General features: G+C 52.4%; 18 protein-coding genes and 1 pseudogene. 13 read left to right on the forward strand and 6 right to left on the reverse strand.

Annotation, left to right across the window (positions count from 1 at the left end; genetic code table 11):
* The first annotated feature begins 62 nt into the window (after positions 1–62).
* Complete coding sequence (locus F3J40_RS19925; protein ID WP_167017435.1) at positions 63–1,208, forward strand: phytanoyl-CoA dioxygenase family protein; 1,146 nt, start codon at positions 63–65, stop codon at positions 1,206–1,208.
* A 63-nt stretch (positions 1,209–1,271) separates the two neighbouring features.
* Here F3J40_RS19925 and F3J40_RS19930 read toward each other — a convergent pair whose 3' ends face one another.
* On the reverse strand, positions 1,272–3,665 hold the full coding sequence (locus F3J40_RS19930; RefSeq protein ID WP_167017437.1) for a membrane-bound PQQ-dependent dehydrogenase, glucose/quinate/shikimate family: 2,394 nt from the start codon (positions 3,663–3,665) through the stop codon (positions 1,272–1,274).
* A gap of 375 nt (positions 3,666–4,040) precedes the next feature.
* Between F3J40_RS19930 and F3J40_RS19935 the strand changes: the two genes are divergently transcribed.
* Positions 4,041–5,048: a LacI family DNA-binding transcriptional regulator gene (locus F3J40_RS19935; protein WP_167017439.1), complete on the forward strand. Its 1,008-nt coding sequence runs from the start codon at positions 4,041–4,043 to the stop codon at positions 5,046–5,048.
* A 31-nt stretch (positions 5,049–5,079) separates the two neighbouring features.
* Here the strand turns inward: F3J40_RS19935 and F3J40_RS19940 are convergent, their stop codons facing one another.
* Complete coding sequence (locus tag F3J40_RS19940) at positions 5,080–6,282, reverse strand: pyridoxal phosphate-dependent aminotransferase (RefSeq protein ID WP_167017441.1); 1,203 nt, start codon at positions 6,280–6,282, stop codon at positions 5,080–5,082.
* A 292-nt stretch (positions 6,283–6,574) separates the two neighbouring features.
* On the opposite strand from F3J40_RS19940, the gene nac reads away from it, so the two are divergent.
* From nac to F3J40_RS19970, 6 genes are all read left to right on the forward strand, one after another.
* Positions 6,575–7,498: a nitrogen assimilation transcriptional regulator NAC gene (nac, locus tag F3J40_RS19945; RefSeq protein ID WP_167017443.1), complete on the forward strand. Its 924-nt coding sequence runs from the start codon at positions 6,575–6,577 to the stop codon at positions 7,496–7,498.
* Positions 7,499–7,621: 123 nt separating this feature from the next.
* On the forward strand, positions 7,622–8,038 hold the full coding sequence (locus tag F3J40_RS19950; RefSeq protein WP_167017445.1) for an acetyl-CoA carboxylase biotin carboxyl carrier protein: 417 nt from the start codon (positions 7,622–7,624) through the stop codon (positions 8,036–8,038).
* A gap of 130 nt (positions 8,039–8,168) precedes the next feature.
* Positions 8,169–8,921 carry an SDR family oxidoreductase gene (locus F3J40_RS19955; protein WP_167017447.1) on the forward strand — a complete coding sequence of 251 codons (753 nt, stop codon included), beginning with the start codon at positions 8,169–8,171 and terminating at the stop codon, positions 8,919–8,921.
* Between the two features lie 17 nt (positions 8,922–8,938).
* Complete coding sequence (locus F3J40_RS19960; protein ID WP_167017449.1) at positions 8,939–9,634, forward strand: amino acid ABC transporter permease; 696 nt, start codon at positions 8,939–8,941, stop codon at positions 9,632–9,634.
* Between the two features lie 6 nt (positions 9,635–9,640).
* Entirely contained in the window at positions 9,641–10,396 is a 756-nt protein-coding gene (locus tag F3J40_RS19965; RefSeq protein WP_167017451.1) for an amino acid ABC transporter permease, read from the forward strand.
* A 9-nt stretch (positions 10,397–10,405) separates the two neighbouring features.
* A complete protein-coding gene (locus F3J40_RS19970) occupies positions 10,406–11,143 on the forward strand; it encodes an amino acid ABC transporter ATP-binding protein (RefSeq protein WP_304623119.1) in 738 nt (245 codons plus the stop codon).
* Between the two features lie 40 nt (positions 11,144–11,183).
* Here F3J40_RS19970 and F3J40_RS19975 read toward each other — a convergent pair whose 3' ends face one another.
* Entirely contained in the window at positions 11,184–12,242 is a 1,059-nt protein-coding gene (locus F3J40_RS19975; protein ID WP_167017453.1) for a YeiH family protein, read from the reverse strand.
* Between the two features lie 242 nt (positions 12,243–12,484).
* Here F3J40_RS19975 and F3J40_RS19980 point away from each other — a divergent pair, with 242 nt between their 5' ends.
* A complete protein-coding gene (locus F3J40_RS19980; protein ID WP_167017455.1) occupies positions 12,485–12,844 on the forward strand; it encodes a cupin domain-containing protein in 360 nt (119 codons plus the stop codon).
* 45 nt (positions 12,845–12,889) lie between these two features.
* Here F3J40_RS19980 and F3J40_RS19985 read toward each other — a convergent pair whose 3' ends face one another.
* Positions 12,890–14,212, reverse strand: a complete 1,323-nt coding sequence (locus F3J40_RS19985) for a hypothetical protein (protein WP_240155545.1) — start codon at positions 14,210–14,212, stop codon at positions 12,890–12,892.
* Between the two features lie 382 nt (positions 14,213–14,594).
* Positions 14,595–15,065 (reverse strand): GNAT family N-acetyltransferase, encoded by a 471-nt coding sequence (locus F3J40_RS19990; protein WP_167017457.1) that lies wholly within the window; start codon positions 15,063–15,065, stop codon positions 14,595–14,597.
* Between the two features lie 491 nt (positions 15,066–15,556).
* Here F3J40_RS19990 and F3J40_RS19995 point away from each other — a divergent pair, with 491 nt between their 5' ends.
* The 3 genes and pseudogenes from F3J40_RS19995 to F3J40_RS25235 all read left to right on the forward strand — a co-directional run.
* Complete coding sequence (locus F3J40_RS19995) at positions 15,557–20,056, forward strand: toxin C-terminal domain-containing protein (protein WP_167017459.1); 4,500 nt, start codon at positions 15,557–15,559, stop codon at positions 20,054–20,056.
* Positions 20,056–20,505 (forward strand): hypothetical protein, encoded by a 450-nt coding sequence (locus F3J40_RS20000; protein ID WP_167017461.1) that lies wholly within the window; start codon positions 20,056–20,058, stop codon positions 20,503–20,505. Before F3J40_RS19995 ends, F3J40_RS20000 begins: the two co-directional genes overlap by 1 nt.
* 471 nt (positions 20,506–20,976) lie before the next feature.
* A pseudogene (locus F3J40_RS25235) lies at positions 20,977–21,140 on the forward strand (RHS repeat-associated core domain-containing protein); the annotation flags it as partial.
* A 284-nt stretch (positions 21,141–21,424) separates the two neighbouring features.
* Here the strand turns inward: F3J40_RS25235 and F3J40_RS20010 are convergent.
* Positions 21,425–22,120: a hypothetical protein gene (locus tag F3J40_RS20010; protein WP_167017463.1), complete on the reverse strand. Its 696-nt coding sequence runs from the start codon at positions 22,118–22,120 to the stop codon at positions 21,425–21,427.
* Positions 22,121–22,921: 801 nt separating this feature from the next.
* On the opposite strand from F3J40_RS20010, the gene F3J40_RS20015 reads away from it, so the two are divergent.
* The gene (locus F3J40_RS20015; protein ID WP_167017465.1) at positions 22,922–23,539 is read left to right on the forward strand and encodes a LysE family translocator; all 618 of its coding nucleotides are present in this window, start codon (positions 22,922–22,924) and stop codon (positions 23,537–23,539) included.
* Positions 23,540–23,601: the final 62 nt, after the last annotated feature.

The following is a 23,601-nucleotide window of genomic DNA, read 5'->3' on the forward strand; positions in this document are numbered from 1 at the left end:
CTGCTGCCGTGCTGAAGATGCATGAGGAATACCCTGCAATGATTACAATAAACGAGGTCCCTATGTCTCCAGAATATTTTGCCACTGAAGATCAGGTTTCTGTGGATGATTTCAAAACGTTTTGCACCCAACGCGTAGATGTTGCCGATTACCCCCTCGCTTCTGAAGTTGTCTCTGATGTCATTATCTATGATCGGTCAGTACTGGAAGGTGCCGCTGCCAACCATAAACGCGCAGTGCTGAGTGAACTGCATAAGGCCTTATCCTACGGCCCCGGCGTGTTTGTGGTACGTAACCTTTTTGCGGATTCCACGGTGATTGACCAGGCATCCGCAGCCTTTGAGCAGGTGATGGCAGAGGAAGCCGCTACCAAAGTACAGGCCGATCACTTTTCCAAAGCCGGTAACAACGGCAGGATCTGGAACGCACTGCAAAAACTGGCGGAAACCCGCCCGGACGTTTTTGTCGATTATTACGCCAATCCGCTATTAAACCTTATTTGCACCGCGTGGCTGGGGCCCGCCTGGCGTATGACCTCACAGGTCAATCAGGTTCGCCCTGGTGGCGCGGCGCAACAACCGCACCGCGATTATCATCTGGGCTTCCAGCAAAGCGCCTTTGCGGCGGAATTTCCGGTCCCGGCACAGATCCTCTCGCAGTATCTGACTTTACAGGGTGCAGTTGCGCATACGGACATGCCGCTAGCGTCTGGTCCCACGCAACTGTTGCCGTGGTCTCATCAGTATGAGTTGGGGTATATCGCCTACCGCCGTCCTGAGTTTGTAAAATATTTCTTGAAGCATTTTGTGCAGTTGCCCCTGAGGAAGGGTGATGGCCTCTTTTTCAATCCGGCACTGTTCCACGCAGCAGGCAATAATACGACGGAGAATCACATCAGAACCGCTAACCTGCTGCAAATCTCTTCTGCGTTTGGTGTGCCGATGGAAGAGGTTAATCATGAGCAACTGCTCAAGCTGGTCTACCCGATGATGCGCGAAAAGCGGAAATCCCCAGACGAGCTCAAAGCGCTGATCGAGGTGGCCGCCAGAGGCTATTCGTTCCCGACAAATCTCGATACCGATCCGCCAGTGGGCGGCATGGTGCCGAAAACACAGCAGCAGTTAGTGGCAGAAGCCTTGGCTGGAGAGTGGAGTGTTGAGACATTTAATGCAGAATTGAATGCGCAAACCCTGAAGCGCAAGGCGTAAAGAACAACACCGGGCGCTTGAACGCGCCCGGTGTCCGTTAAGGTTTAACCATTCCTCTCGCCATCAAGGCAGTGCATACGCAATCACGTAATCACCCCGGTTGTTATTGGTTCCGGTACGTGTCGCTCCTCCTGCAACCACCACCACATACTGTTTACCGTCTTTGCCCATGTAGGTCATTGGTGCACCCTGACCGCCCACTGGCAGGCGACCGCGCCACAGTTCGTGACCGGTGTTGTTGTCAAAGGCACGCACATAGTAGTCCAGAGAACCGTGGAAGAAGGTCAAGCCGCCTTTAGTCACCAGCGGGCCGCCCATGGTTGGCATTCCTAACGGGATATACATGCCCGGTGCGACACCATGAATCGGTGCATCCTGAATACTGCCTACCGGCACCTGCCAGCGCGTTTTCCCGGTGGTCAGGTCGATTGCGGTCATTGAACCAAATGGCGGTTTAAAGCAGGGTACGCCCAGTGGCGACATGAACATGGAACGCTCAACGCCCCACGGTGTCCCAAGCTGCTCAGAGTATTCGCCTTCGGTGCTGGCTTTCAGACCACGACGTTCAGCATCTTCCCGCTTAATAAACTGGCCCCACTGCGCCATGCGAATATCGTTCACAATCAGCGTGCCGGTCGACATATCCAGCGCACCGCCACCCCAGTTAAAGCCACCGTAATAACCCGGATGGATCAGGGTACGTTGTTTATCTGAAAGCGGCGTAAATGGACCTTCCCAACGCATTTGCTTGAATTGAATTCGGCAGTACAGCTGATCGAAAATTGACGCGCCCCACATGTCACTCTCTTTCAGCGGCGCTGTACCCACTGAGATGGCGGAGAAGGGCTGGGTGTCCGCGACCTTCATGCCTGGCATCGCATCGGTGGCGACTTTGCGATACTCAACCGGCACCACCGGTTTACCGGTGCGGCGATCCAGCACGAAGACTTCACCGCGCTTGGTTAACTGAATAACCACTGGCGTTGTCTGGCCCTCTTTGCCCGGCAGGTCGTAGAGAATCGGCTGTGATGAAACGTCATAGTCAAACTGGTCAGCATTAGCAGTACGGAAATGCCAACGCTCTTTACCGGTTTTCATCTCTACTGCAACAATTGAGTCATTGTATTCTTCAGAATAACCGTGACGGTTGCCGTTCCAGAAGTCAGGCGTTTGGTTACCGGTCGGGAAATAGGCCAGCCCCAGTTTAGGATCGTAAGAGGCGGTGCCCCAGAAGTTTGGCGACTCTTCAGCATAGACCTGGCCTTCCGGCAGCGGAGAACTGTCTTTTGCGCCACGCGCCGGGTCCCAGGCCCAGACTAATTTACCGGTACGGACATCAAAGCCACGCACAACACCGGAAGGTTCACCCACCTCGAGGTTATCGTTAAGGTGGCCACCTACCATAACAATTCCTTCAGCCACCAGCGGTGCTGAGGTTGGATAGAAATCGCCAGGCGCGCGTGGGCCGAGGCCTTTCAGCAGGTCAACAAAGCCATGATCGCCAAAGTCTTCGCACAGTTTGCCGGTTTCTGCATCCACCGTGAAAAGACGAGCATCAATGGTCGTGCCTACAATACGCTTGCGACAGGCGGTGGTTGCCGATGGCAGGTCCTGACCGTCCGCACTCGCTGGCAGCGTGGTTAAATCGGCATAACCGATCCCGCGACAGCGTTTCCAGGTGGCGTTCGCGCCGCCAATTTTCACGTGGGGATCGTAGCGCCACTTTTCTTTGCCGGTTTCGGGGTCAATGGCGATAATTTTGTTGAAAGGGGTGCACATATACATCGTGTCACCCACTTTCAGTGGCGTGGTTTGATACTCCGCACCATCAATCGCCAGATCGCCGGTACGGTAAGTCCAGGCGACTTTAAGATCTTTCACGTTATTGGTGTTGATCTGTTTAAACTGAGCGAAACGCTGGCCCAGCGTATTACGGCCCCAGGCCGTCCAGTCATCACCGCTGTTATCTTTCGCTGTTTGATCGATCACTTTCGCGGGGGCGGCAGTGGCGTCAGGCTCGACTTCAGGATGCACGCGGAACATGTTGGCAAAGACGGTGACCAGGGAAACCACCGCAACGAGAGAAACCACCACGGAAGCGATTTTTGGCAGCGCAGCACGTCCCGCGTTATTGGTGAGTACCGGAGAGCAGAGCGCCGCCAGCATAAAGATCACGAGGAAAGCGACAGTGCGTGGAACGAGCTGCCAGAAATCAGTGCCTACCTCTGAGAGAGCCCAAATAACACTGGCAATCAGCAGGACAAAAGATAAATAAAGCGTCCAGGCTTTGGTGCGAATAAAACCGGCACCACAGCCCGCCATTGCCAACCCGGCGGGTAAATAAAACCACGATCCGCCAAGACTGATTAAGTAGATCCCACCTGCGGCTAAAGCCAACCCGAGGAGCGTGAGAAAAATCCCCACTAACTTTGTGAATATCGATATACCCTTGTTCATTTTTATAACCCTTGCGATAAAATTACAGTCCCGTTGGTTGATGTTTCGTCTGGAATCGTTTTTTATTTCCCCCGAAAATAATTAAAATTGAATAACCTGTAAAAAATCCATAGCTGGCCGCTCCTTAAAAATTAATTAAGGAGTGATTAATTAAGCGAATTTCAAGGCGGAAATTCTACTCTGATGAGGTGTCGGGCCTGTATTAGCTACATGCCGGTTTCCCTGATTTTAAAGTCTGCAACCTGGGTGTTTGCAAACTACGACTTAAATTTAGGTGGTCATTTATAAATTTTTATTAAATCCAGTTACACCGCAAAACATTATCATGTACATTTAAATAACAAAAGACTTTAAAGACATCAAAAAGACCTCAAAATGAAGTTCACCATCAAACAAATTGCCGCGCAGGCGGGCGTAAGTAAAGCGACCATTGACCGTGCCTTGCATGGGCGAGGTTCGGTACATGCGCAGACACAACGCCGAATAAATCAGGCAATTAGAGACCTTGAGCTGCAAGAGCGAACCAGCCTGGCGACGGGCAGAACAATTCCGTTTGATGTCATTTTACATACTCCGGAACGTTTCAGTCGTTTAGTGTGCGATGCGCTGATCGATGAAATGAGTCACTTCGCTTCTTTCCAACTACGGCTACGTTTTCACTGCGTTGAAACCATTAGCACCAGTGAAATGCGAAAGCTTATGCTGAAGTGCGCAAATGACAGCTATGGCATTATCCTCAAAGCGGAAAATAATGCAGCGATCGGGAAAACGATTGAAGAGTTGCAAAAATATCGTGTGCCGGTGGTGACAATAGTCACAGATGTACCGGACAGCGCGCGACTCCGTTATGTGGGTATGGATAATATTTCCGCAGGGATGACCGCCGCCTATTTGATGTCCCAATGGGTAAAAAATACCAAGCTGGATGTTGCAGTGGTGCTGAGCAGTCAAAACTTTCTGGGAGAAAAAGAACGGGTAGATGGATTCTGCCAGGGAATTAAGCAGATGATGCCGTCAATAAATCCTGTTTGGGTCAGTGAAGGTTATGGTGTGGATGGAATGACATTTGACGTCATGCTTAAGGCATTAAAAACCTATCCCAACCTGAAAGCGGTTTATTGCGTTGGCGGTGGCAATGCCGCTATTCTGCGCGCGTTTCACCAGGCAGAGCGTGAAATCATTAGTTATATTGGCCACGATGTCGATGAGGAGAATCGTTTTCTCCTCAGCGATCAAAAATTAAATGCGGTCATTCAACACGACTTACAAAGTGATGCCCGTGTGGTCTTTCGTACCCTACTGACCTTCCACGGTTTTCTACCTGTAACGCTGCACACAGAGACCTTCTCAAAAGTGAATGTGGTCACGCCCTATAATCTATGAGCAGGCAGCTTGCCTGCTCTGAGTGCGGTGGTTAGTGGCAGCCCGCGCAGAAGGCAGCAAGACGATCGCAGCCCGTTTCCAGCCGCTCCATGCTGGTGGCATAAGAGATGCGGAAGTAAGGGCTCATACCGTAAGCGGCACCCTGAACGGTGACGACATGCTGTTCTTCAATCAGGGCCATGACAAAGTCCGTATCATTCTGGATTTTTTGCCCGCCCGCACTGGTTTTGCCGATGAAAGCCGCAACATTGATGAACAGGTAGAATGCCCCTTGTGGCTGATGACAACGCAGACCCGGAATGTCTTTCAGGCGATCCAGTACATAGTCACGACGCTGGCAGTAAATCCCGGCGCGTTCCTGCAACAGATCTTGTGGGCCATCCAGTACCGCGATCGCCGCTGCCTGCGTCAGGGTGGTGATACCGCCGCTGTTCTGCGTATTCACATTGCTCATGGCTTTGATCAGGGGAGCGGGGCCGCCACAAAAGCCCAGTCGCCAACCGGTCATTGAATACGCTTTGGAAACCCCATTTACCGTCAACGTGCGGTCAAGCAGGCGTGGCTCGACCTGCGCGATGGTCCAGAAGGTCACGCCGTCATATAACAGGTGCTCATAAATATCATCAGACAGTATCCAGACCTGCGGGTGGCGTAACAGCACATCCGCCACCGCCTGCAATTCCGCCTGGGTGGCCACGGCACCGGTAGGGTTGCCAGGGTAGTTAATCAACAGCCATTTGGTTTTAGGCGTAATAGCGGCTTCAATATCTTCTGGCAGCGGTTTGAAACCGTTCTCTTCCAGGCAGTTCACCAGGACGGGCACACCACCGGCAAATTTGACGATATCGGCATAGCTGATCCATGACGGAGCCGGGATCACCACTTCATCACCAGGATTAATGGTCGCCATCATCGCATTGAAGATGATCTGCTTAGCACCACCTGCTGTCAGGATCTGGCTAACGTCGTAGCGCAACTCATTATCCCGCAGGAACTTACGTTGGATCGCAGCGCGCAGCGCAGGCGTACCGTCGGTTGGCGGGTAACGGGTGTCGCCTGCGCGTGCTGCGGCATAAGCGGCTTCAATTGCATGGTCTGGTGTAGGGAAATCCGGCTCTCCGGTCGAGAGTGTCACGACATCAATACCCTGTGCGGCAAGATCGCGCGCTTTTTGCGTCATGGCGACAGAGGCGGAAACAGTAACGTTCTTTAGGCGATCTGCAATATCAGGCATAGAAAACAGGTCCAGGTTGGTTGATCAGCAAACAAGCCGCATGGCAACGCCAGGAGAGCAACGTTGAGCAGCAGTGACGTGGGAAAAGCATAGAGCGCTGGGCGTCGCGGCTGTAATAGTGCTTTGTTGTGGTGACATAACCCAACCCGATGGCTGGTGCATCCGCACCGTGATGGTGCAAAAGGGGGCGTTTCCGCTATTCATCGTCGGTCAAAAGGTCGCTGAGGGTTGCAAATGCGTTGGCATAATTCTTGCTTATGATAAAGGGAACGTATTACCGCAGGAGTGTGCTATGAACCTTCGTCGCCTGAAGTACTTTATTAAAATTGTGGATGTAGGCAGCCTGACTCAGGCCGCAGATGTCTTACACATTGCTCAGCCAGCATTGAGCCAACAACTGGCTACCCTGGAGGGGGAGGTTAATCAGCAGCTCTTGATTCGTACCAAACGTGGCGTTACGCCCACGGAAGCAGGCAAAATCCTCTATACCCATGCTCAGGCGATTTTGCGTCAGTGCGATCAGGCACAAAGTGCGGTGGATGGTGCAGGGCGCGAGTTAACGGGGAATGTGTCAGTAGGCCTGGCACCAGGCACGGCTGCGCAGCAGTTAGCTTTACCCCTGATGGCGGAAGTGCAGCGTCAACATCCGGGGATTGTGCTCTACTTTAATGAAAACTTTGGCACCACATTAAGTGAGCTCATCATGAATGGCCGCATGGATATGGCGGTCATTTATGATAACCGCAATATTCATGGTCTGCGTTTTCTCCCCTTAATGAAAGAGAACCTCTGTTTTGTTTGTCCACGCAAACTGTCAAAACCGCTGAAAGAAATTACCCTGCAACAAGTTGCCCAGTTTGAACTGTTCTTGCCGCGTATCTACAACATCATGCGCAAAGTCATGGACGATGCCTTTGCCCAACAAGGCATTCATTATCGGGTGACGTGCGAAATTGAATCGCAAACCACGCTGAATGCCGCACTGATGGCGGGGATGGGGTGCACCATCATGCCGGAATCTGCCGCGCGGGCCATGCTGGATCACGCCGATGCCTGGATGGCAAAAATTATTGAGCCGGATGTTCAGGCCTCGCTCTCTTTCTGTATGTCAGACCATTTGCCGCTTTCGCAACCGGCAGAAGCGGTGAAGGATATTCTCCTGTCATTAATGGCAAAACGCACAGCTGATAACCGCCCACTGACGCTGGTGATGTAATAAGCCAGCCTTATTGGCGCAAAGCAAAACCCTCTTATCTGGCCGATCGATCCGCACGCTACAGTGATCTACACCGCGTGTGGCTTCGGCACGCGCAAATAATGTAGCTGCAACGGAAAAGTTATGGAAAGAAACGGCATTGCCTTAACACACATACGCCTGATGGCACAAAAAATGCGCCGTGCGGGCCTGGGAGAAATTCAGTGGCAAGACGAAAACACCTCGGTGCGTTTGCGTTTTGCGCCCGCAGCAGTGCCAACCCCGGTGCTCCCCGAGCCAGAAAGTAAACCTGCTGCACTGACCGCCGTTGTGGCGACATTACCGGGTCAGGTCGTGCTGGCACACCCCAGCGCAGGTGAACCACTGGTGCAGCCCGGACAGCGGGTTAAGCAGCACCAGCTGCTGGCCTTACTTAAAGTCGGACCACTCTATTTACCGGTGCACAGCCCGGCGGAAGGGAGGGTAATCGATGTGCTGGTGGAGTCGGGCCAGATTGTTGAGTATGGCAGCGAAATCATGCAGTTAAGCGGAGCCGATTGAGTGCGCACGGTGTTATAAGTGGCCCTTATTGCCTCAAATCTTTTATGTCTTATACCCAGATTGCATTACTGCTTACAGTCAAACCACAGACAAAAAATGGCAGTTAAGCTGCCCGAACAGGAGAAATGCGATGCCTTTTTCAGATTATAAAGTGGCGTTAGTGACCGGGGCTTCAGCAGGCATGGGCGAAGCGATTGTTGAACGTTTGTGCCAGGAAGGTATTACGGTTCACGCGGTTGCCCGCCGTAAAGAACAACTGGCGGCTCTGGCCGACCGTACCGGTTGCATCCCCCATGCGGTGGATGTGGCTGACCTCGCGGCGCTGACCGAACTGTGTCGTGATTTGCAGGTTGATATTTTAGTGAATAACGCCGGTGTTTCTCATCCGGGGTCGATTCTGCAAGCGGATGAAAACGTTGTTGATACTCAAATTAACGTGAATTTACGTGCTGTGCTGCACCTGTGCCGTTTACTGGTGCCGGGTATGGTTGAGCGCGATCGTGGCCATGTCATCAACATCACGTCGATTGCGGCCATTTACAACTTCAATGGCAACTCGGTCTATCACGCCACTAAAGCGGCTGTTCATGCGCTTTCGCGCCAACTGCGCGTGGATTGCTACGGTAAGCGCGTGCGCATTACTGAAATCTGCCCTGGCCGCGTCGCGACCGATATCTTCGGCAATGTGTCGGGGAATCATGAAGAAGCACAGCGTCAATTTATTGACGGTTTTGAGTTACCGGAAGCGAAAGATATCGCTGACTGCGTAGCGTTTGCGGTCTCTGCGCCAATTGCCGTGAACATCGGCAATATTGAGATTACACCCACGTTGCAGGTACCAGGCGGATTATCCACCATGCGTCCCGGCGACCGCGTTTCCTGAACACCGGAGAAGATGCCATGGCACTCGATTTCAGCGCAGTTTTAAGCGGCAATTATGGCCAGATGATCGTTCAGGGTATGGAAGTGACCCTGGAGCTGGCGGTGGGTGCCTGGCTATCCGCCATGGTCATTGCGTTGGTACTGGTGGTGATGCGTCTGACTAATCATCGCATCCTGACTTTTTTCGTTGCGGCATGGGTTTCTTATCACCGTAATGTGCCGACGTTGATTCAGCTCATGATGTGGTATTTCGCGCTGCCAACCCTGCTGCCGGAATCGCTCCAGATGTGGATCAACGATCGTAATGCTGAGTTCATCTTTTCAATGATTGCACTTGGGCTTTGCCAGTCCGCCTATTTCTCTGAGGATATTCGCAGTGGTTTGCGGGCCATTCCTGCCGGGCAAACTGAAGGCGCACGCGCCCTTGGAATGAGCTATCTGCGCGCAATGTGGTCGGTGATTTTGCCGCAGGGCATTCGTAATGCGTGGCCTGCGTTGATCAATCACACCGTGTTGCTGTTCAAAAATACCAGCCTTGCGATGGCGATTGGCGTGGCAGAACTGACTTATGTCACGCGCGATATTGAAAACCAGACCTTCCGCACCTTTGAGTCTTATGCGGTGGCGACGGTGGGATACCTGGCCTGCTCATTGTTCCTGATGGCCGTGGGTGCGGTACTGGCTCGGCGCTTTCAGCGCGCTTACGCGAGGTAATAGAACATGCTCGACTTCTTCACGATTTTGCATGACAACGGCATGCTGTTACTGATGGGGCAATACCCTAACGGACCGTTGGGCGGATTGCTGTGTACGCTGGTGATTTCTCTCCTCGGCATTGTGTTTGCTTTTCCGGTTGGACTGTTACTGGGGTTAGCCCGTCTCGCCTCCTGGCGCTGGTTACGCATATTTGCTGCCTGCTGGGTTTACCTGGTGCGCGGTGTTCCGCTGATGATGGTGGTGTTCTGGACCTACTTCTGTGTGCCTTTGTTGATCGGACATAACATTAGCGGGTTCAGCACCATGTTATGCACGCTGGTGATCTATGAGAGTGCCTATATCGCGGAAATCGTGCGTGGTGGTATTCAGTCGTTACCTTCGGGGCAATATGAAGCCTCCCGTGCATTGGGTATGGGGCATATTAAGGCGCTGCGGTTAGTGATTTTGCCCCAGGCGCTCTACAACACCTTACCCAGCCTGGTGAGCCAACTGGTTTCAATCATCAAAGACAGCACGCTAGGGTATGTGATTAATGTACCGGAACTGACCTTTGCGGCGAATCAGGTCAATAACCAACTGCTGACCAAGCCATTCCAGGTGTTTGCGATTGTCGCGCTGGGGTATTACATCATCAACAGTAGTTTGACCTGGTTTGCGAACCGGCTTGAAAGAAACATCGCCAATAAACGTCTTAATCAACGTACTGATGAGGCGAATGTCACCGCACCGCTGGTGCTCACTAAATCACAATCACAATAAGGAGCCACCATGCGCCCGATGATTCTGTTTAACCAGGTGAATAAATGGTATGGCGAATACCAGGCACTGACCGGCGTCAGCGCGGAGATCAAAAGCGGCGAGGTCGTGGTGGTATGCGGTCCTTCCGGTTCGGGGAAATCGACGCTGATTCGTACGGTAAACCGACTAGAACCGATTGAGCAGGGCGAAATTCTGTTCGACGGCATGGATATCCACGGAAGCAGCACGCGCCTGAATCAACTGCGTACCCGCATTGGTTTTGTTTTCCAGAACTTTAATCTGTTCCCGCATGTTTCTGTGCTGGAAAACATCATGATGTCACCGGTCAAAGTGTTGGGTATCAAACGCAGTGAAGCCCGGCAGCACGCGGGAGAGTTACTGGAGCGTGTCGGCTTGTCCCACAAGGCGAATGCCTATCCCTCGCAGTTATCGGGTGGCCAGCAGCAGCGTGTTGCTATTGCGCGCGCTTTGGCCATGAAACCGCCGGTGATGCTGTTTGATGAGCCGACCTCCGCGCTGGACCCTGAAATGGTGGGTGAAGTGCTGAATGTGATGCGCGGTTTGGCTCAGGAGGGGATGACCATGATGTGTGTGACCCACGAGATGAACTTTGCCCGGGAAGTGGCGGACACCATCTGGTTTATGGATAAGGGACAAATTCTGGAGAAAGCATCGCCGGAAAACTTCTTCACGCGACCGCAACATGCGCGTTCGCGTCAGTTCCTCAATGATCTGTTAGCGCATTAAAACCAAAACGGGAAAGGCAGTGCCTTTCCCGTTGTTCACATTAAATCCCCAACTGATGAACGGCCAGATTGATGGCTCCACCCCCGGCAATCAGCCAGATAAACAATATCAGCCCAAGCAGCAGTGGGCGAACCCCGGCCTGTTTTAGCTGACTAAAGCGGGTTGTCAGTCCCAGTGCAGCCATTGCCATCGCCAGAATAATGTTGTCGGCCTGATTGATGTAGCTCAACCAGTGCGCAGGCAGCAAGTTGAATGAGTTGAACAGGGCGACCAGAATAAACAGCAGGGCAAACCACGGGAAAGTCACCGGCGTTTTCTTTCCGCTCCCCTGTGGCGCTGTCCGGCTAATCTGCATACCAATAAACAGCAGGAAAGGTGCCAGCATCATCACCCGCAACATCTTGGCAATCACGGCGGTATTCTCCGCTTCAGGACTGATAGCGTGCCCAGCGGCGACGACTTGCGCCACTTCATGCATGGTGGAACCGGTATAGACACCAAACTGCGCAGCACTCATTGCCGGATACACCTGTGCAACCTCATGCCAGATCAGTGGGTAAAGGAAGATAGCCGCAGTACCGAACAGTACAACGGTGGCAACGGCCACGGCGACCTTGGCAGGAGCGGCTTTAATCACCGGTTCGGTTGCCAATACCGCAGCGGCACCACAAATGCTGCTGCCTGCGCCAATCAGCCACACGGTATCGCGATCCAGCTTTAACCAGCGGCGACCCACCCAGCAAGCCAGCATAAAAGTACTGCTCAGCGTCAGGACATCAATAAGGATGCCGCTGATGCCCACATCCAGCACCTGCTGAAAGGTCAGGCGAAAGCCGTATAAAATGATGCCAAGACGCAACAGCTTCTGTTTGGCGAAAATAACGCCACTATGACATTGCGGCTCGAAGCGTGGGTAAACGCTGTTACCTAATACGATGCCGACGACAATCGCTAACGTCAGTGCGCCAAGACCCAGGTTGGCAATCCACGGGATGTTTCCTGCGCCTGCCGCCAGAGTGGCAATCGCGAGAGTCAGCAAAATACCGGGTAAGAAAGTCGTCACGGAATGGGTGTGACGCGGATAAGTGATGTCAGCCATAAAAGCCCCCTTGGTTGACAAGGAGAATGCCGCTTTTCCCTTTAAAAGAAAAACTGATTATATAGTTATGACTAATCGTTATAACCGGTAAATGAGGGCGACAGGACGGAGCATTATGCTGTAGAGCCGTAGCAAACTGCACGCTTTCTGCTGACACTTTCTGGCACAGTAAAAGTGTCTGGTGAATCAACAAGTTGAACCGTTAATTCACCATCCTACTGACCCGATTGAGAGAGAAAGTGATGAAGCCCGTTTTATTTACTGCCCAGCAACAGCAGGATTTATCCCCGTGGGAACCGATCGCCTCACCGTTGAGCGAACCTTGTTCCATGCACCGTGCGGCCGAAACGGAGATCGCGCAGTATCCGGGTACCTCAATGGGGATCTGGGACTGTACACCAGGTATTTGGCGGCGGGGTTTGATGCAGCGCGAATACTGCTATTTCCTGTCAGGCCACTGTTTCTTTACGCCTGACGGTGGTGAAACTCTCGAAATCAAAGCGGGGGATAGCATCTTTTTCCCACAGCAGACGCACGGCACCTGGGATGTGCGGGAGACGGTCCGCAAAGCGTTCTTTATTATGGGCGATCAGCCGGTGTAAATTCCCCCGGCTACCCGGTGAAGCGTGCCGGGTAGCCAGATGAAATCAATGGATTCCCCGGGGCGCACGCCTTACCTGGCGCAGTGAACGTAACCATCCGGAAGCCTGTTTTCTTGCGGCAGCACGCTGTGGGCATTCCAGTAAACGCTGAAGTGTCTGGCAGTAATCCATCACCAGACCTGGGGTCCAGGTCATTCCTTCTGCACGACTGCGTATCAGACTTAATAACCAAAAATCGGGATTGAACACGGTCAGGAAGCCGTAGAGTCCGCGCTTGCCCAGCAAGCCTTCGGTTGCCACATCCAGCGCCTGAATCACACTGGTGGAACAGTTTCTTGAAGTCAGGTTGTAGTGGGTATCCGTGGCGTATTTCTCCCAGTAGTTACGCAGTGCTGCCTGATTGTAGTGGCTCAGGCTAATACGGCGATCGGGGACACACCAGGAACGGATCTCCTGTTCCAGTGAAGGCTGCAAGCGGCCAGCAACATCAAACTCCTGTCTTGCACGCAGGGTCTGTAAAAAACCTTTTAAATCCAGCTCAATATCATCTTCAGGATAGAGGCTGATATAGATTTCGTTGCCCATGGCGAGCGAGGTATGGCCGGTAGACACCACGCCCCGGTGATCGATGGCGGCAACCCAACGATCAAACCACGGGCGGCTCCCTGCGACATTCCCGGAGCCGGTGGGTGTCCAGATATACAGATTGAGCGGCTGTTGCGGTGTGCTGTCGTTGACATCCGGATGGCAATAATCGAGGCCATGGGGTTCACGTAACCCCTTGCTGGTAAACAGTTCCAGAGTGGCGACACTGCTTTGCACCGGCAGCCGGTGGATTTGCCACGCGACTTTGGTCAGATTCAGGCTCCATCCCAGCAGGAGGAAAATAAACATCACCGGAATCAAAATGTGATGCGGCACCGGCCAGTCAGTGATGATCATCGCGCAGAGCAGGAACTCACCGCAGCCGATAGACATTTTTATCTGCCAGCGACGGCAGCGCATCAGCCCGCTGGAAATCACTCTGAATCCACCATCCAGGAGCAAAAGCAGGCTTAACAGCCAGGCGGCGCTCGGCCTGCCAAAGTGGGGCAGGAACAAAATGCCCGCACCCGCCGTGATTAATAACAGGGATTTGCCCAGCGTCAGCCGGTTAGTGCCCGACAGTGCAGGCAACCCTTCGATCACACCCTGCATAAGGATGAAAAGTCCGGTCAGGGTAATGGGGGCGGAGAGCGTACCATGGCGGATAAGATCAGCGACGATCCCACCGGCACCCGCCATACAACCGAGCGCAGCCAGCATCAGCCATGGCCATTTCGCCCGCAGTGCAGTACCACCTATTAACAGAAATAACAATCTCAGCAATTGAAATACCCCGACGAAGATTAAAACCCAACGTTGCTGTTAGATATGTCACCCCCCGGTAGAAGTTCTTGCCACTGTGGGGATTTTTTCTCTTGTTGAATAATGGTTGAGTCAGGAAACGAATGTTATCGCGCAGAGATTAAGTTTTTCTTAAGACGTCGGGCAGCCTTGATGAAAAAAATAACCGGATGGGATAATGAAAATGAATTAAAGTTATTGCATAACAGACATATACCGTTCAGCAACATATTATCGAAAAATAACGACAAAGCTTACGCAGAAATATTGAACTTTTTTACCCTGCAAGGGTGGATGGTGCAGCGAGTTATCGTCACGAGGGTGATGACCTGACTTCGCAGGCAGGTCATGCTGAAAGTCGTTTTTAAAACGCTTTTTCGAAGCAGTGAGAATATAGCATAGTGGTATATGGCGGATAAATCGCGATGCGGGAATAGCCCTGTTTAAAATAAAATTTTACCGCTTCAGGCTGACGATCGCCGGTTTGAAGAATAATTCTTCTTGCTTGTTTTTGAATCGCAAAGGCTTCAGCCGCCTGAATAAGCTGGCTCGCTACGTTCTTGCCTCTGACTTCTGGCGTAACAAAGAAATTTTTAATCTCCAGCTCGTTATCCAGCCTGCGAACCAGGATGTGGCCTACGGGCTCGCCCTCTAACAAAGCCAGTGCAACAAATTCGACACTCTGCGGTTTTACGTAAAACCCTTCCGGCAGCGGCTGTGTGTTTGATTCTCGATCGGCATAACGTGGGCCAATCTCTTCGACCATCTGGTTTCGCAGCCTTTGTGCATCTGCATCTTCGTAGGTTACTTGTTTCACTACCGTTGTGGGGGCCATGCTTACTCCTGTGGTACGTCGTTTCAACCTGATCGCCCTAAGCTATGAGATCCCACTGAGAAGAGAAGTGAGAAAAAGGCATTTGCTTTGCCGGATGGTGCATTGATGCGGTTTAATGCGCGCTTTCTCGCAATAAATATTTCCCGTCACGGTGAACTTTGTTATTTGGCGTTAGCGATACGCGTAATTATATTTTCAATCCCTGTCCTGGTATGAATAAGTAAACACCTGCTTACCTGCCCGCCAGCTTGTTATCTGTCCTGAGTTTATTAGCATAACGGCTATATCTTTTTTTCATGGAAACGCCACTGGTGGTGGTTATTTAATTCTGCCAGTATCTGCGCCGGTTATTTAAAGCATAAATCTTTATCACGCGAATTATTCCTGCGTGATGGCTTCTCTTTGCCCGTCATTCAGGCGGCCTCTTTGCATTATTTCCCTATTGGGAAAGGGGCGCTGACAGCCGGTATTTTTAGCTCATGGAGTGAACAATGTCTGATAACGGCCAGCTTGCCGCGCGTAGCGGTGATGTACTGCACCACCCCTCACTGTTGGCTGATGCGATTGGCGGGATTGCCGAAGGCGCACTCTATACGGCGGTCTATGTGGGCGGCACGGCCCTGGCGGCAAGCGGGGTTGGCGTTGCCATCGGCGTGGCGCTGGTGGTGGGGGCGACGGTGGAGGGCTTTCCGGGCCGCTGGGGAAATGCGGCCGGTGACGCGGTGGACAGCCTGCTGGATATGCTGGGGTGGCAGGGGCCGCCCGATGCGGTGATCACCACCGGCTCACTCAATGTGATGATTGGCGGCAAACCGGCGGCGCGCGCGGCAGGTAAGGCCGATCCGGCGTATCTCAATCTGCCTGCTTCTGAAGCGCAGGAAAGTGGCTTACAGCGCGCGCTGGCGCTGGCTGCCACCCTCAGCGCGGTGGTCATGCCCCCTCAGCCGCTGCTGGAGGCGATGCGCAATGGCCTGCGCAGCGCGGCTGACGCCGATATTGGCAACGCCGTCACCCACCTGTTTATGGATATGGTGCAACCGGTGGAGGCCAGCGCTGCGCCGCACACGTCACCGGCTCCGCAGGACCAGATTGCGTGCAGTAAATGGCACCTCGCACCCGGTCCCCTGTTTCTGGCAGAAGGCTCCACCAAAGTCTTTATCAATGGCCAGCCCGCCGCCCGCCACGGCGATCGCAGTACCTGTGAGGCGAAAATCAGTGTAACGGAGGATCACCGGGTGCGCATCGGCGGCGGCACGGTAGTGGTGCGCGATATCCGCAGCGGAAAAAATGCCTTGGCGTGGTTTATCGGCTCGCTGGCCGGGGGCAAGGCGCTTCAGCGGGCGTCTGAACTGGCGCAAAAACTCTATCTGCGCGTGCGCTTAGGCAGAATGCTCAAACGGATCCCCTGTCCCCTCAATACCGCGGCGGCCAGTGCGCGGGCTGCGGCGGGCATAGCGCAACTCCCCGCCAGAGCGGTGCAGACGGCGCATCCGGTCAATATCGCCACCGGGGCCAAGCTGCTGGCGGGCACAGAAGAGTGTGACTTTACCCTTGAGGACCGCGTGCCGCTGGTGTGGCAGCGTGTGTATCACAGCCTCAATGGGGCGGAGGGCGTGCTGGGGCGCGGCTGGATGCTGCCGTGGGAAACCCGCCTGCTGGGGGCGTTTGACGCGCAGGGGCAACTGGTGCTTACCTGGCGCGATCCGGTCGGGCGGGAGTGTGTGCTGGGCGCGGTGCAGCCGGGTGATGTGGTGCAGTTTCCCATCGACGGCGTGACGCTGTGCTGCGGGCTGAACGGTGTGCTGGTGTTGCAGTTCGCCAGCGGGGAGAACCAGCGCTACGAGCCTGACCCCGTCAGACCCGGCGAATGGCGCATGGTGGATATCCACGACCGGCGCGGCAACGTGCAGTACCTCGACTGGGGTGAGAACGGGCGCTTGTCCGCCATCTGCGGCGATAACGAAGCACTTAACGTCCGGCTGTACTATCACGCGCAGCACGGGCGGCTGAGCCGCGTCTGCCAGGTGACGGTGGAGGATAACGCCGAGCATCTGCTGGTGGCGTATGACTACACCGCCAGCGGGGAACTGGTCAGCGTGACCGATGCGGATGGCGTGGTCACCCGCCGTTTCAGCTGGCACGCGAACGGCCTGCTAGCCACGCACCGCTATGCCGGTGGGCTGCGCATCGGCTACGACTGGACGGAGGCTGCGGACGGCACGGCACGCGTCTGTGGCTATCAGGTCTGTGACGACAGCCAGCCGGAGGCCCGGCTGCTGGAGCAGTGGCACATCGTGGTGGATGAGACGGGGCGCAGTGCCACCGTCAGTCAGCGTGAGGGCGCGGTCACCCGGCATGACTGGGATGCGCAGCAGCGCATCACCCGCTACGTGGATCCCTGGCAGCAGGAGTGGCACTACCACTGGGCAGAGCATGAAGAGCAACTGCTGGCCACGCAGTTGCCAGACGGCGGCCGCTGGCAGTACGGCTATGACGCCCGCGGGCGGCTGGAGGATGTGACCAGCCCGGAAGGCCGCACGCGCACCACCCGCTGGCATGATTACTGGGCGCTGCCGATGCAGCAGGTGGACGAGCAGGGTGGCGTCTGGCGCTGCGAGCGTAACGGGGTAGGGGATATCATCAGCACGACGGAGGCCAGCGGTGCCGTGGCCCGTTACCAGGTGAATGCGCTGGGTGACGTGATCAGGGAGACGGATGCCGCAGGCAACAGCCGTGACTATCGCTACGACAGCTGCGGCAGGCTGATACGCAGCACCAACTGTTCCGGCAACAGTGCCTGGTGGCGCTATGACGCGCGCGGCAGGCTGACCGACGTCAGCGACTTCGGCGACAATCTCAGTCGGGCGGAATGGAGCCCGGCGGGGCGACTCAACGCCTCTTTTACCCCCGCGCACGTGGAAACGCGTTACCGCTATGACCGAGCGGGACGCTACTGTGGCGAGGAAACCTGGCTGGCGGTGAGCGCGCTGACGTACAACGCGCGCGACCAGGTGGTTACCCATACCAGCCCCGCCGGTCGCATCACCCGCTGGCAGTATGACGACAGCGGCAATCTGACTGCCGTGATCAACCCGGCGGGGGAACGCTGGCAGCTGGACTATGATCCGGCCGGGCGGCTCAGCGGGCAGCAGGATTATGCCGGCGTCCGCCAGCAGCGTGTCTACGACGCACGCGGCCGGGTGACAGAAATCACCGATCTGCCCTCTGCCGACGCCGCCCAGGCCGGTACGGAGGCGAACCCGGACCCCTGGGCGTGGGTGGACGGGATGAGCTCAGGCAAGCCCCTGCCGCCCGATTCACCCAAATGGCCGCAGGAGCCGGACATGGCACCCCGGACGGTGCGCTACGGGTATGATGCGGACGATCGCCTGGTGACGCGTGACACCGCTGAGCACCATACCCGCTATCGCTGGCAGCAGGGGGATGTGTGCATTCAGCGCTGTGCGCAGGCTGATCTTCAGGCGGACGCAGAGGCGGTCGCGTGGCAGGAGACGCTGTGGCTTCGCCATGACGCCGCGGGTCAGCTGATCGAAGAGTCCGGCCCACAGGGGGCGTGGCACATGGAGCGCGATGTGCTGGGCAACCTTACGCACCTGCATCATCCCGACGGCGGTCGTGAAAACTTTATGCGCTATGGCCGTGGTGCGCTGCTCCACCACCACGTGCAGTTCGGGGGAAGAATCACCGAACTGGCGGCGTTCCAGCGCGACAAGCTGGAACGGGAGGTGGAACGTAGCATGGGGCCGCTGACCCTGCGCACCGGCTATGACGTAGAAGGCCACATTATTCGTCGCGACAGCGAGATCGAGCAGCGTGGCTGTGACTGGCAGCCCGACGATCGCCTGAGCGGTGAATCGGTGATTACGTTCGGCCAGCATCATCAGCGCCGCTATAGTTACAGTGCGGACGGGGATTTGCTGCACCACCGCTCGCTGACGGACGATTATTTCAGCTACGATGTCGCGGGTAATCGTGTGGATCGCGCAGACCAGCGTGTCTGGCGGAATCTGCTCACGCGGCTGGGACAAACCACCCAGCGCTTCGACGGCTTTGGCCGGGTCTGCGAGCGCAGGCTGGCCAGCGGGGTCACGCAGCGGCTCTTTTATAATTCGGAACAGCAGCTGAGCCGGGTGGAGTTCAGCGGCGATGCGCGCTTCAGCCACGTCGAATATGGCTATGATGCGTTGGGCCGCCGCAGCCGCAAGGTGCTGTATCGTCACAGGCCGGTGGGGAAAGATCCGATTGCACCGGAAGTCGTGACCTTTTTGTGGCGGGGCATGCGGCTGGCGGAAGAGCGCAGCAGCCGGTATCCCGGCCAGGCGCTGAAATACCTCTACCACGAAGGGAGTCACGTGCCGCTGGCGCGCGTGCTGTGTGAAGGCAGCGGCAGCAAAATCGAGTGGTATCACTGTGCCCTGAACGGCCAGCCCGAAATGCTGACGGATGAGCAGGGCAAGCTTATCTGGCGCGGTATCCCGCTCGGCTGGGGCAGCTACGGCACCCAGATCGGCAGTTATGATCGCGATGATACGCTGTGGTCGCATCAGAGCCTCGCGCTGCAGGGCCAGTATGTTGACCAGGAAACCGGTCTGCACTATAACCTGTACCGCTACTACTGCCCGCTGACCGCCCGCTTTACCCAGCCAGACCCGATAGGACTGGCGGGCGGGATCAATCCGTACCAGTACGCGCCGAATGCGCTGAGCTGGATTGATCCGTTGGGGTTGACAAAAAAATGTGGGCATACGGAATATGCATTTGAGCTTGGTTACTCAAAAACAAATGAGAGGTCTCATGGACAGCCCGTATTTTTCAACAAAAAAGCACCAAATAAAATTAGATATATAACTCCAGACGTTGATCAGCATAATGGAGGTTTCTGGAAAGCTGCTGATAGCGTGAGAAATTTAGGTAGTCGTAGGACAAGGTCTGGGACGTTTGATATGGGCATGAATAGGATTGGTGACTAATGGGTAATTCATTAAGAGTAACAAAATATCATAGTTATAATATTGAAGGTAATTTAATTTCTTCGGGGCTAGAATGGACTAGCTACTTCGATGTGGGAGTGAAAGTCAGTATTGAAGATTATATTTTAGTTGAAAATGAGTACATCGATTTTATAATTTCCTTATGTGAGTTATTCAGTGTTGAATACTTAACGATATCCGAATTAGAGATTTTTGATGAAGATGAATCTTTTGAAAATCATGATTTGGTAACAATGCTTGAGCTACCTTTAGTAGTAAGGGATGTGTTAAGAGAGAGTAAATGGTGCAAATTAATTTCTGATGATTTAGAAATACATTTTGGCTATGACTTCTACATGTACGTTGTTTTTTCGGAATCATATGATTTTATAAAATCAAAAATAAACACGAGTTTAAATGTTGAGGTTTTTAAATCTCCATATGTGTGATTAGTTATATTTTTAATCAGAGATTATGCAAGCGTGATAAACATAAGTCTAACTCCAAAATATGGAATTATTATTTCTGATGAAATATAACAAGACAGTCAGATTTTAGAGGGTGACCATATACCTGGAAAGATCCAAAAGGGTGTATAGGCGTAAAAAACTCTGATGGGACAGCGGGATGGCGTGATGATGTTTTGGTCATCCTGAAATTGGTGCTGGTTCTCATGTAAATGCATGGAATGAAACGAAAGGCATTTTTAGTACCATTTTCATTTTGAAAATGGTATAGAGGATTAATGTTACGGCAGCTTAAAAAGAGATGGGCCTTTTAATAATCTAAATCATAGTGATTAAGGAAATCAGCCGAATTCAACTTATATAAAGTAGGCATGTACAGTGGCATGAAGATATCAGTGTTTCTAATGCGCGCCAATTGGCAGCTATGACCGCGATGATACGCTGTGGTCGCATCAGAGCCTCGCGCTGCAGGGCCAGTATGTTGACCAGAAAACGGGGCTGCACTATAACCTGTACCGCTACTACTGCCCGCTGACCGCCCGCTTTACCCAGCCAGACCCCATAGGGTGGGCGGGATCAATACATACCAGAACGCGCCGAATGCGCTGAGCTGGGTTGTTTCGTTGATGCGGTGGGCGGGATCAACCCTTACCAGTACGAACTGAAGTGCACATGTTGTTTTCTTATGTATTCGGTATGTGTCGATTAAACCGTTACCATTTCACGTATCGATAAAACAATACAATAACTATCACAAAAAACAACGGAACCGGCCAAAGTGGGCTGTTCGGTAAGATCTGGAATAGTGTTACGGCAAACACAATGGTTAGCAGCGCAGGGCCATATATTGAAAAATAAGACTTAAATAGGCGTTTAAAAAATCGGATTACATAATTCATAATTACCACCGAATCATTCGTTCAATTACGTTTGAAATATCGTCATTAGATAACCAGCTGGAATCAAGAACTCCAGCACGTTTAAATACAGGCTCTACTAAAAAAAACATCATTTCAAGTTCTTTAGCATATAATGCAGCATAATATTTAGGGTGAGTTAAGCGAAGCCTGTCTGCGCTATCTGCAGCTTTTTGAACAACACCATACATTCCAAGTCCAGCTACAACACCAGCAGCTCTTTTGCCAACGAGAGCACTTACCTCAAGGCTTACATTAAGGCCAGTGGCAACAGACGCTGCTATAGCCAATGCGAAGCCATGGTTTGTTAGCGAGCTGGTAGCGATGTGTATGTTTACCGCCATTAATTTTTCTTTAATATGCTCTAGTTGCTCAGAAGTTTTATGCTTGAGTATTTCGTCAAAATATATTTTTAACATCTCATATACGACATCTATATGCTGCAAGAGGTGATATATAGATTTCGTGAATCGAATATCTTCGCTACTTTGCTTGCGGCAAACATCCATATATTCATCAGTAAAGCAGGAAGTGTAGAACAATACGCGTTGTGCGCCAGAGCCTATCGCTCCGATCTGATCCACGAATGCTTTGCCAACGCCAGATAAGGCGTTATCAAGTTTTAAAGCGAGGATGTTATTGGATTGTAGGTAACTGATGATTTCTCTGTTGTAAGACACAATGATGGCTCCATTCTAATATTTACCACTTCCTTGAAAGCCCATATTCTAAACTAAATGTGGTAAGATATCTACACATAATTATTGAATGAGTAAAGCCAACTGTGAGTCATTTATTTAGTAGTGAATGATAGTGTTGGAGAATTCCCGCAGTTAATAGAATGATCTCACTATAGATAGGCTTATTCCCTCAAGGAAATACATTGATTTTGAAACGGGTGTAGATAATAAATATTTTTACTATGACATTATTCAATGTGTTACACGCCCACTATCAACGGTGAAAGTATAGCTTCTGTTGCAAATAAAAGGCAATGTGTACCTTCTCTGAGGTATATCACATACTGAAGATCCGGGTAGTTGGTATCCTTACCACCGAGCCTTAGTAGTTTATTACCATTACTTGTTATGATTTTTTTGCAAGCATGCACCATATTGCAGTAATGTTGCTGTATTACACTGTCTCCAGTTTGTCATTTTTATCTTTTTCTTAAAGTAAGTATTTAAAATAAATAATATCTTATATGTAACGCAATAAAAATTCAAGTTACTGTAAAATAAATATATTTATGGATCGCATTAGTTTCCAAAACAACCCAATTAATTGACATGCATTAAGTAATAAATGCAATTTTTAATTTATTGATTTACTTTAATTAAATTGATGATTATATTCTTGGTGCTTAATTTACCTTTCTACAAGGACAGGTTGGCAGATTCCGTTTTTATGTCAGTTCTGGCTGCATTTTTAAGTTTTCCTGTTGAGGATGTGGAATCAACAGACTTGTTCTGGATCGCAATATGGATGGCGTTTTTTATTATTTCTTACTCACCGTGATTATTATCAATCTAGCGCCAGGGCCAGCAATGCTCTATGTGTTAAACCAGTCGGTCAAATTTGGCATAGGCAAAGGCCTGAAGGCGGCGGCTGGTGTAGAAGCTGGCGTATTTTTTTATGTGATCTGCGTAAGCTTTGGTTTAGTGGTGTTTTTTAGCCACTTCCCACTGGTTTTTCAGGCAATAAAAATAGTCGGTGCTGTGTATCTGATCTGGCTGGCTGTAACGGCCTGGCCGAAAAAATCAAATAAGGCGATGACAACAGAAGAAGCAAAAATCGATCTGGATGCAAGGCATGTATTCAGCAAAGGCTTACTGATTAATTTAACCAACCCAAAAATTGGTCTGTTCTTCGTGAGTTTGCTGCCCCAGTTTATCCCTGCGCATGCCAGCCCAGCCTGGCTGTATTTGCTGGCGTATGGGCTGGTGTTTAATCTTGGTGGGATCATCGTGAATTCTGCGGTTGGAATGCTTGGCTTAAAGATGAAATCCCTGCTGAACCGGGCAGGTTGGTTTGACTATGTTCCACCGGTTCTGTTTGTGATCATTGCCGCGATCACTATTGGAAAAATGTTCCTCTGAAACAGCAAGGAAGACGCAGTAAACAGGGGATAGCCCTGCACTTGCAGAGCATTAATGGCCGC

The organism is Candidatus Pantoea multigeneris (assembly GCF_011752615.1).
Taxonomy (GTDB): Bacteria; Pseudomonadota; Gammaproteobacteria; order Enterobacterales; family Enterobacteriaceae; genus Pantoea; species Pantoea multigeneris.

Coding starts and splice junctions, on each gene's coding strand:
- F3J40_RS19925 (WP_167017435.1), top strand. CDS start 63: ATGTCTCCAGAATATTTTGCCACTGAAGATCAGGTTTCTGTGGATGAT.
- F3J40_RS19930 (WP_167017437.1), bottom strand. CDS start 3,665: ATGAACAAGGGTATATCGATATTCACAAAGTTAGTGGGGATTTTTCTC.
- F3J40_RS19935 (WP_167017439.1), top strand. CDS start 4,041: ATGAAGTTCACCATCAAACAAATTGCCGCGCAGGCGGGCGTAAGTAAA.
- F3J40_RS19940 (WP_167017441.1), bottom strand. CDS start 6,282: ATGCCTGATATTGCAGATCGCCTAAAGAACGTTACTGTTTCCGCCTCT.
- nac (WP_167017443.1), top strand. CDS start 6,575: ATGAACCTTCGTCGCCTGAAGTACTTTATTAAAATTGTGGATGTAGGC.
- F3J40_RS19950 (WP_167017445.1), top strand. CDS start 7,622: ATGGAAAGAAACGGCATTGCCTTAACACACATACGCCTGATGGCACAA.
- F3J40_RS19955 (WP_167017447.1), top strand. CDS start 8,169: ATGCCTTTTTCAGATTATAAAGTGGCGTTAGTGACCGGGGCTTCAGCA.
- F3J40_RS19960 (WP_167017449.1), top strand. CDS start 8,939: ATGGCACTCGATTTCAGCGCAGTTTTAAGCGGCAATTATGGCCAGATG.
- F3J40_RS19965 (WP_167017451.1), top strand. CDS start 9,641: ATGCTCGACTTCTTCACGATTTTGCATGACAACGGCATGCTGTTACTG.
- F3J40_RS19970 (WP_304623119.1), top strand. CDS start 10,406: ATGCGCCCGATGATTCTGTTTAACCAGGTGAATAAATGGTATGGCGAA.
- F3J40_RS19975 (WP_167017453.1), bottom strand. CDS start 12,242: ATGGCTGACATCACTTATCCGCGTCACACCCATTCCGTGACGACTTTC.
- F3J40_RS19980 (WP_167017455.1), top strand. CDS start 12,485: ATGAAGCCCGTTTTATTTACTGCCCAGCAACAGCAGGATTTATCCCCG.
- F3J40_RS19990 (WP_167017457.1), bottom strand. CDS start 15,065: ATGGCCCCCACAACGGTAGTGAAACAAGTAACCTACGAAGATGCAGAT.
- F3J40_RS19995 (WP_167017459.1), top strand. CDS start 15,557: ATGTCTGATAACGGCCAGCTTGCCGCGCGTAGCGGTGATGTACTGCAC.
- F3J40_RS20000 (WP_167017461.1), top strand. CDS start 20,056: ATGGGTAATTCATTAAGAGTAACAAAATATCATAGTTATAATATTGAA.
- F3J40_RS20015 (WP_167017465.1), top strand. CDS start 22,922: ATGGATGGCGTTTTTTATTATTTCTTACTCACCGTGATTATTATCAAT.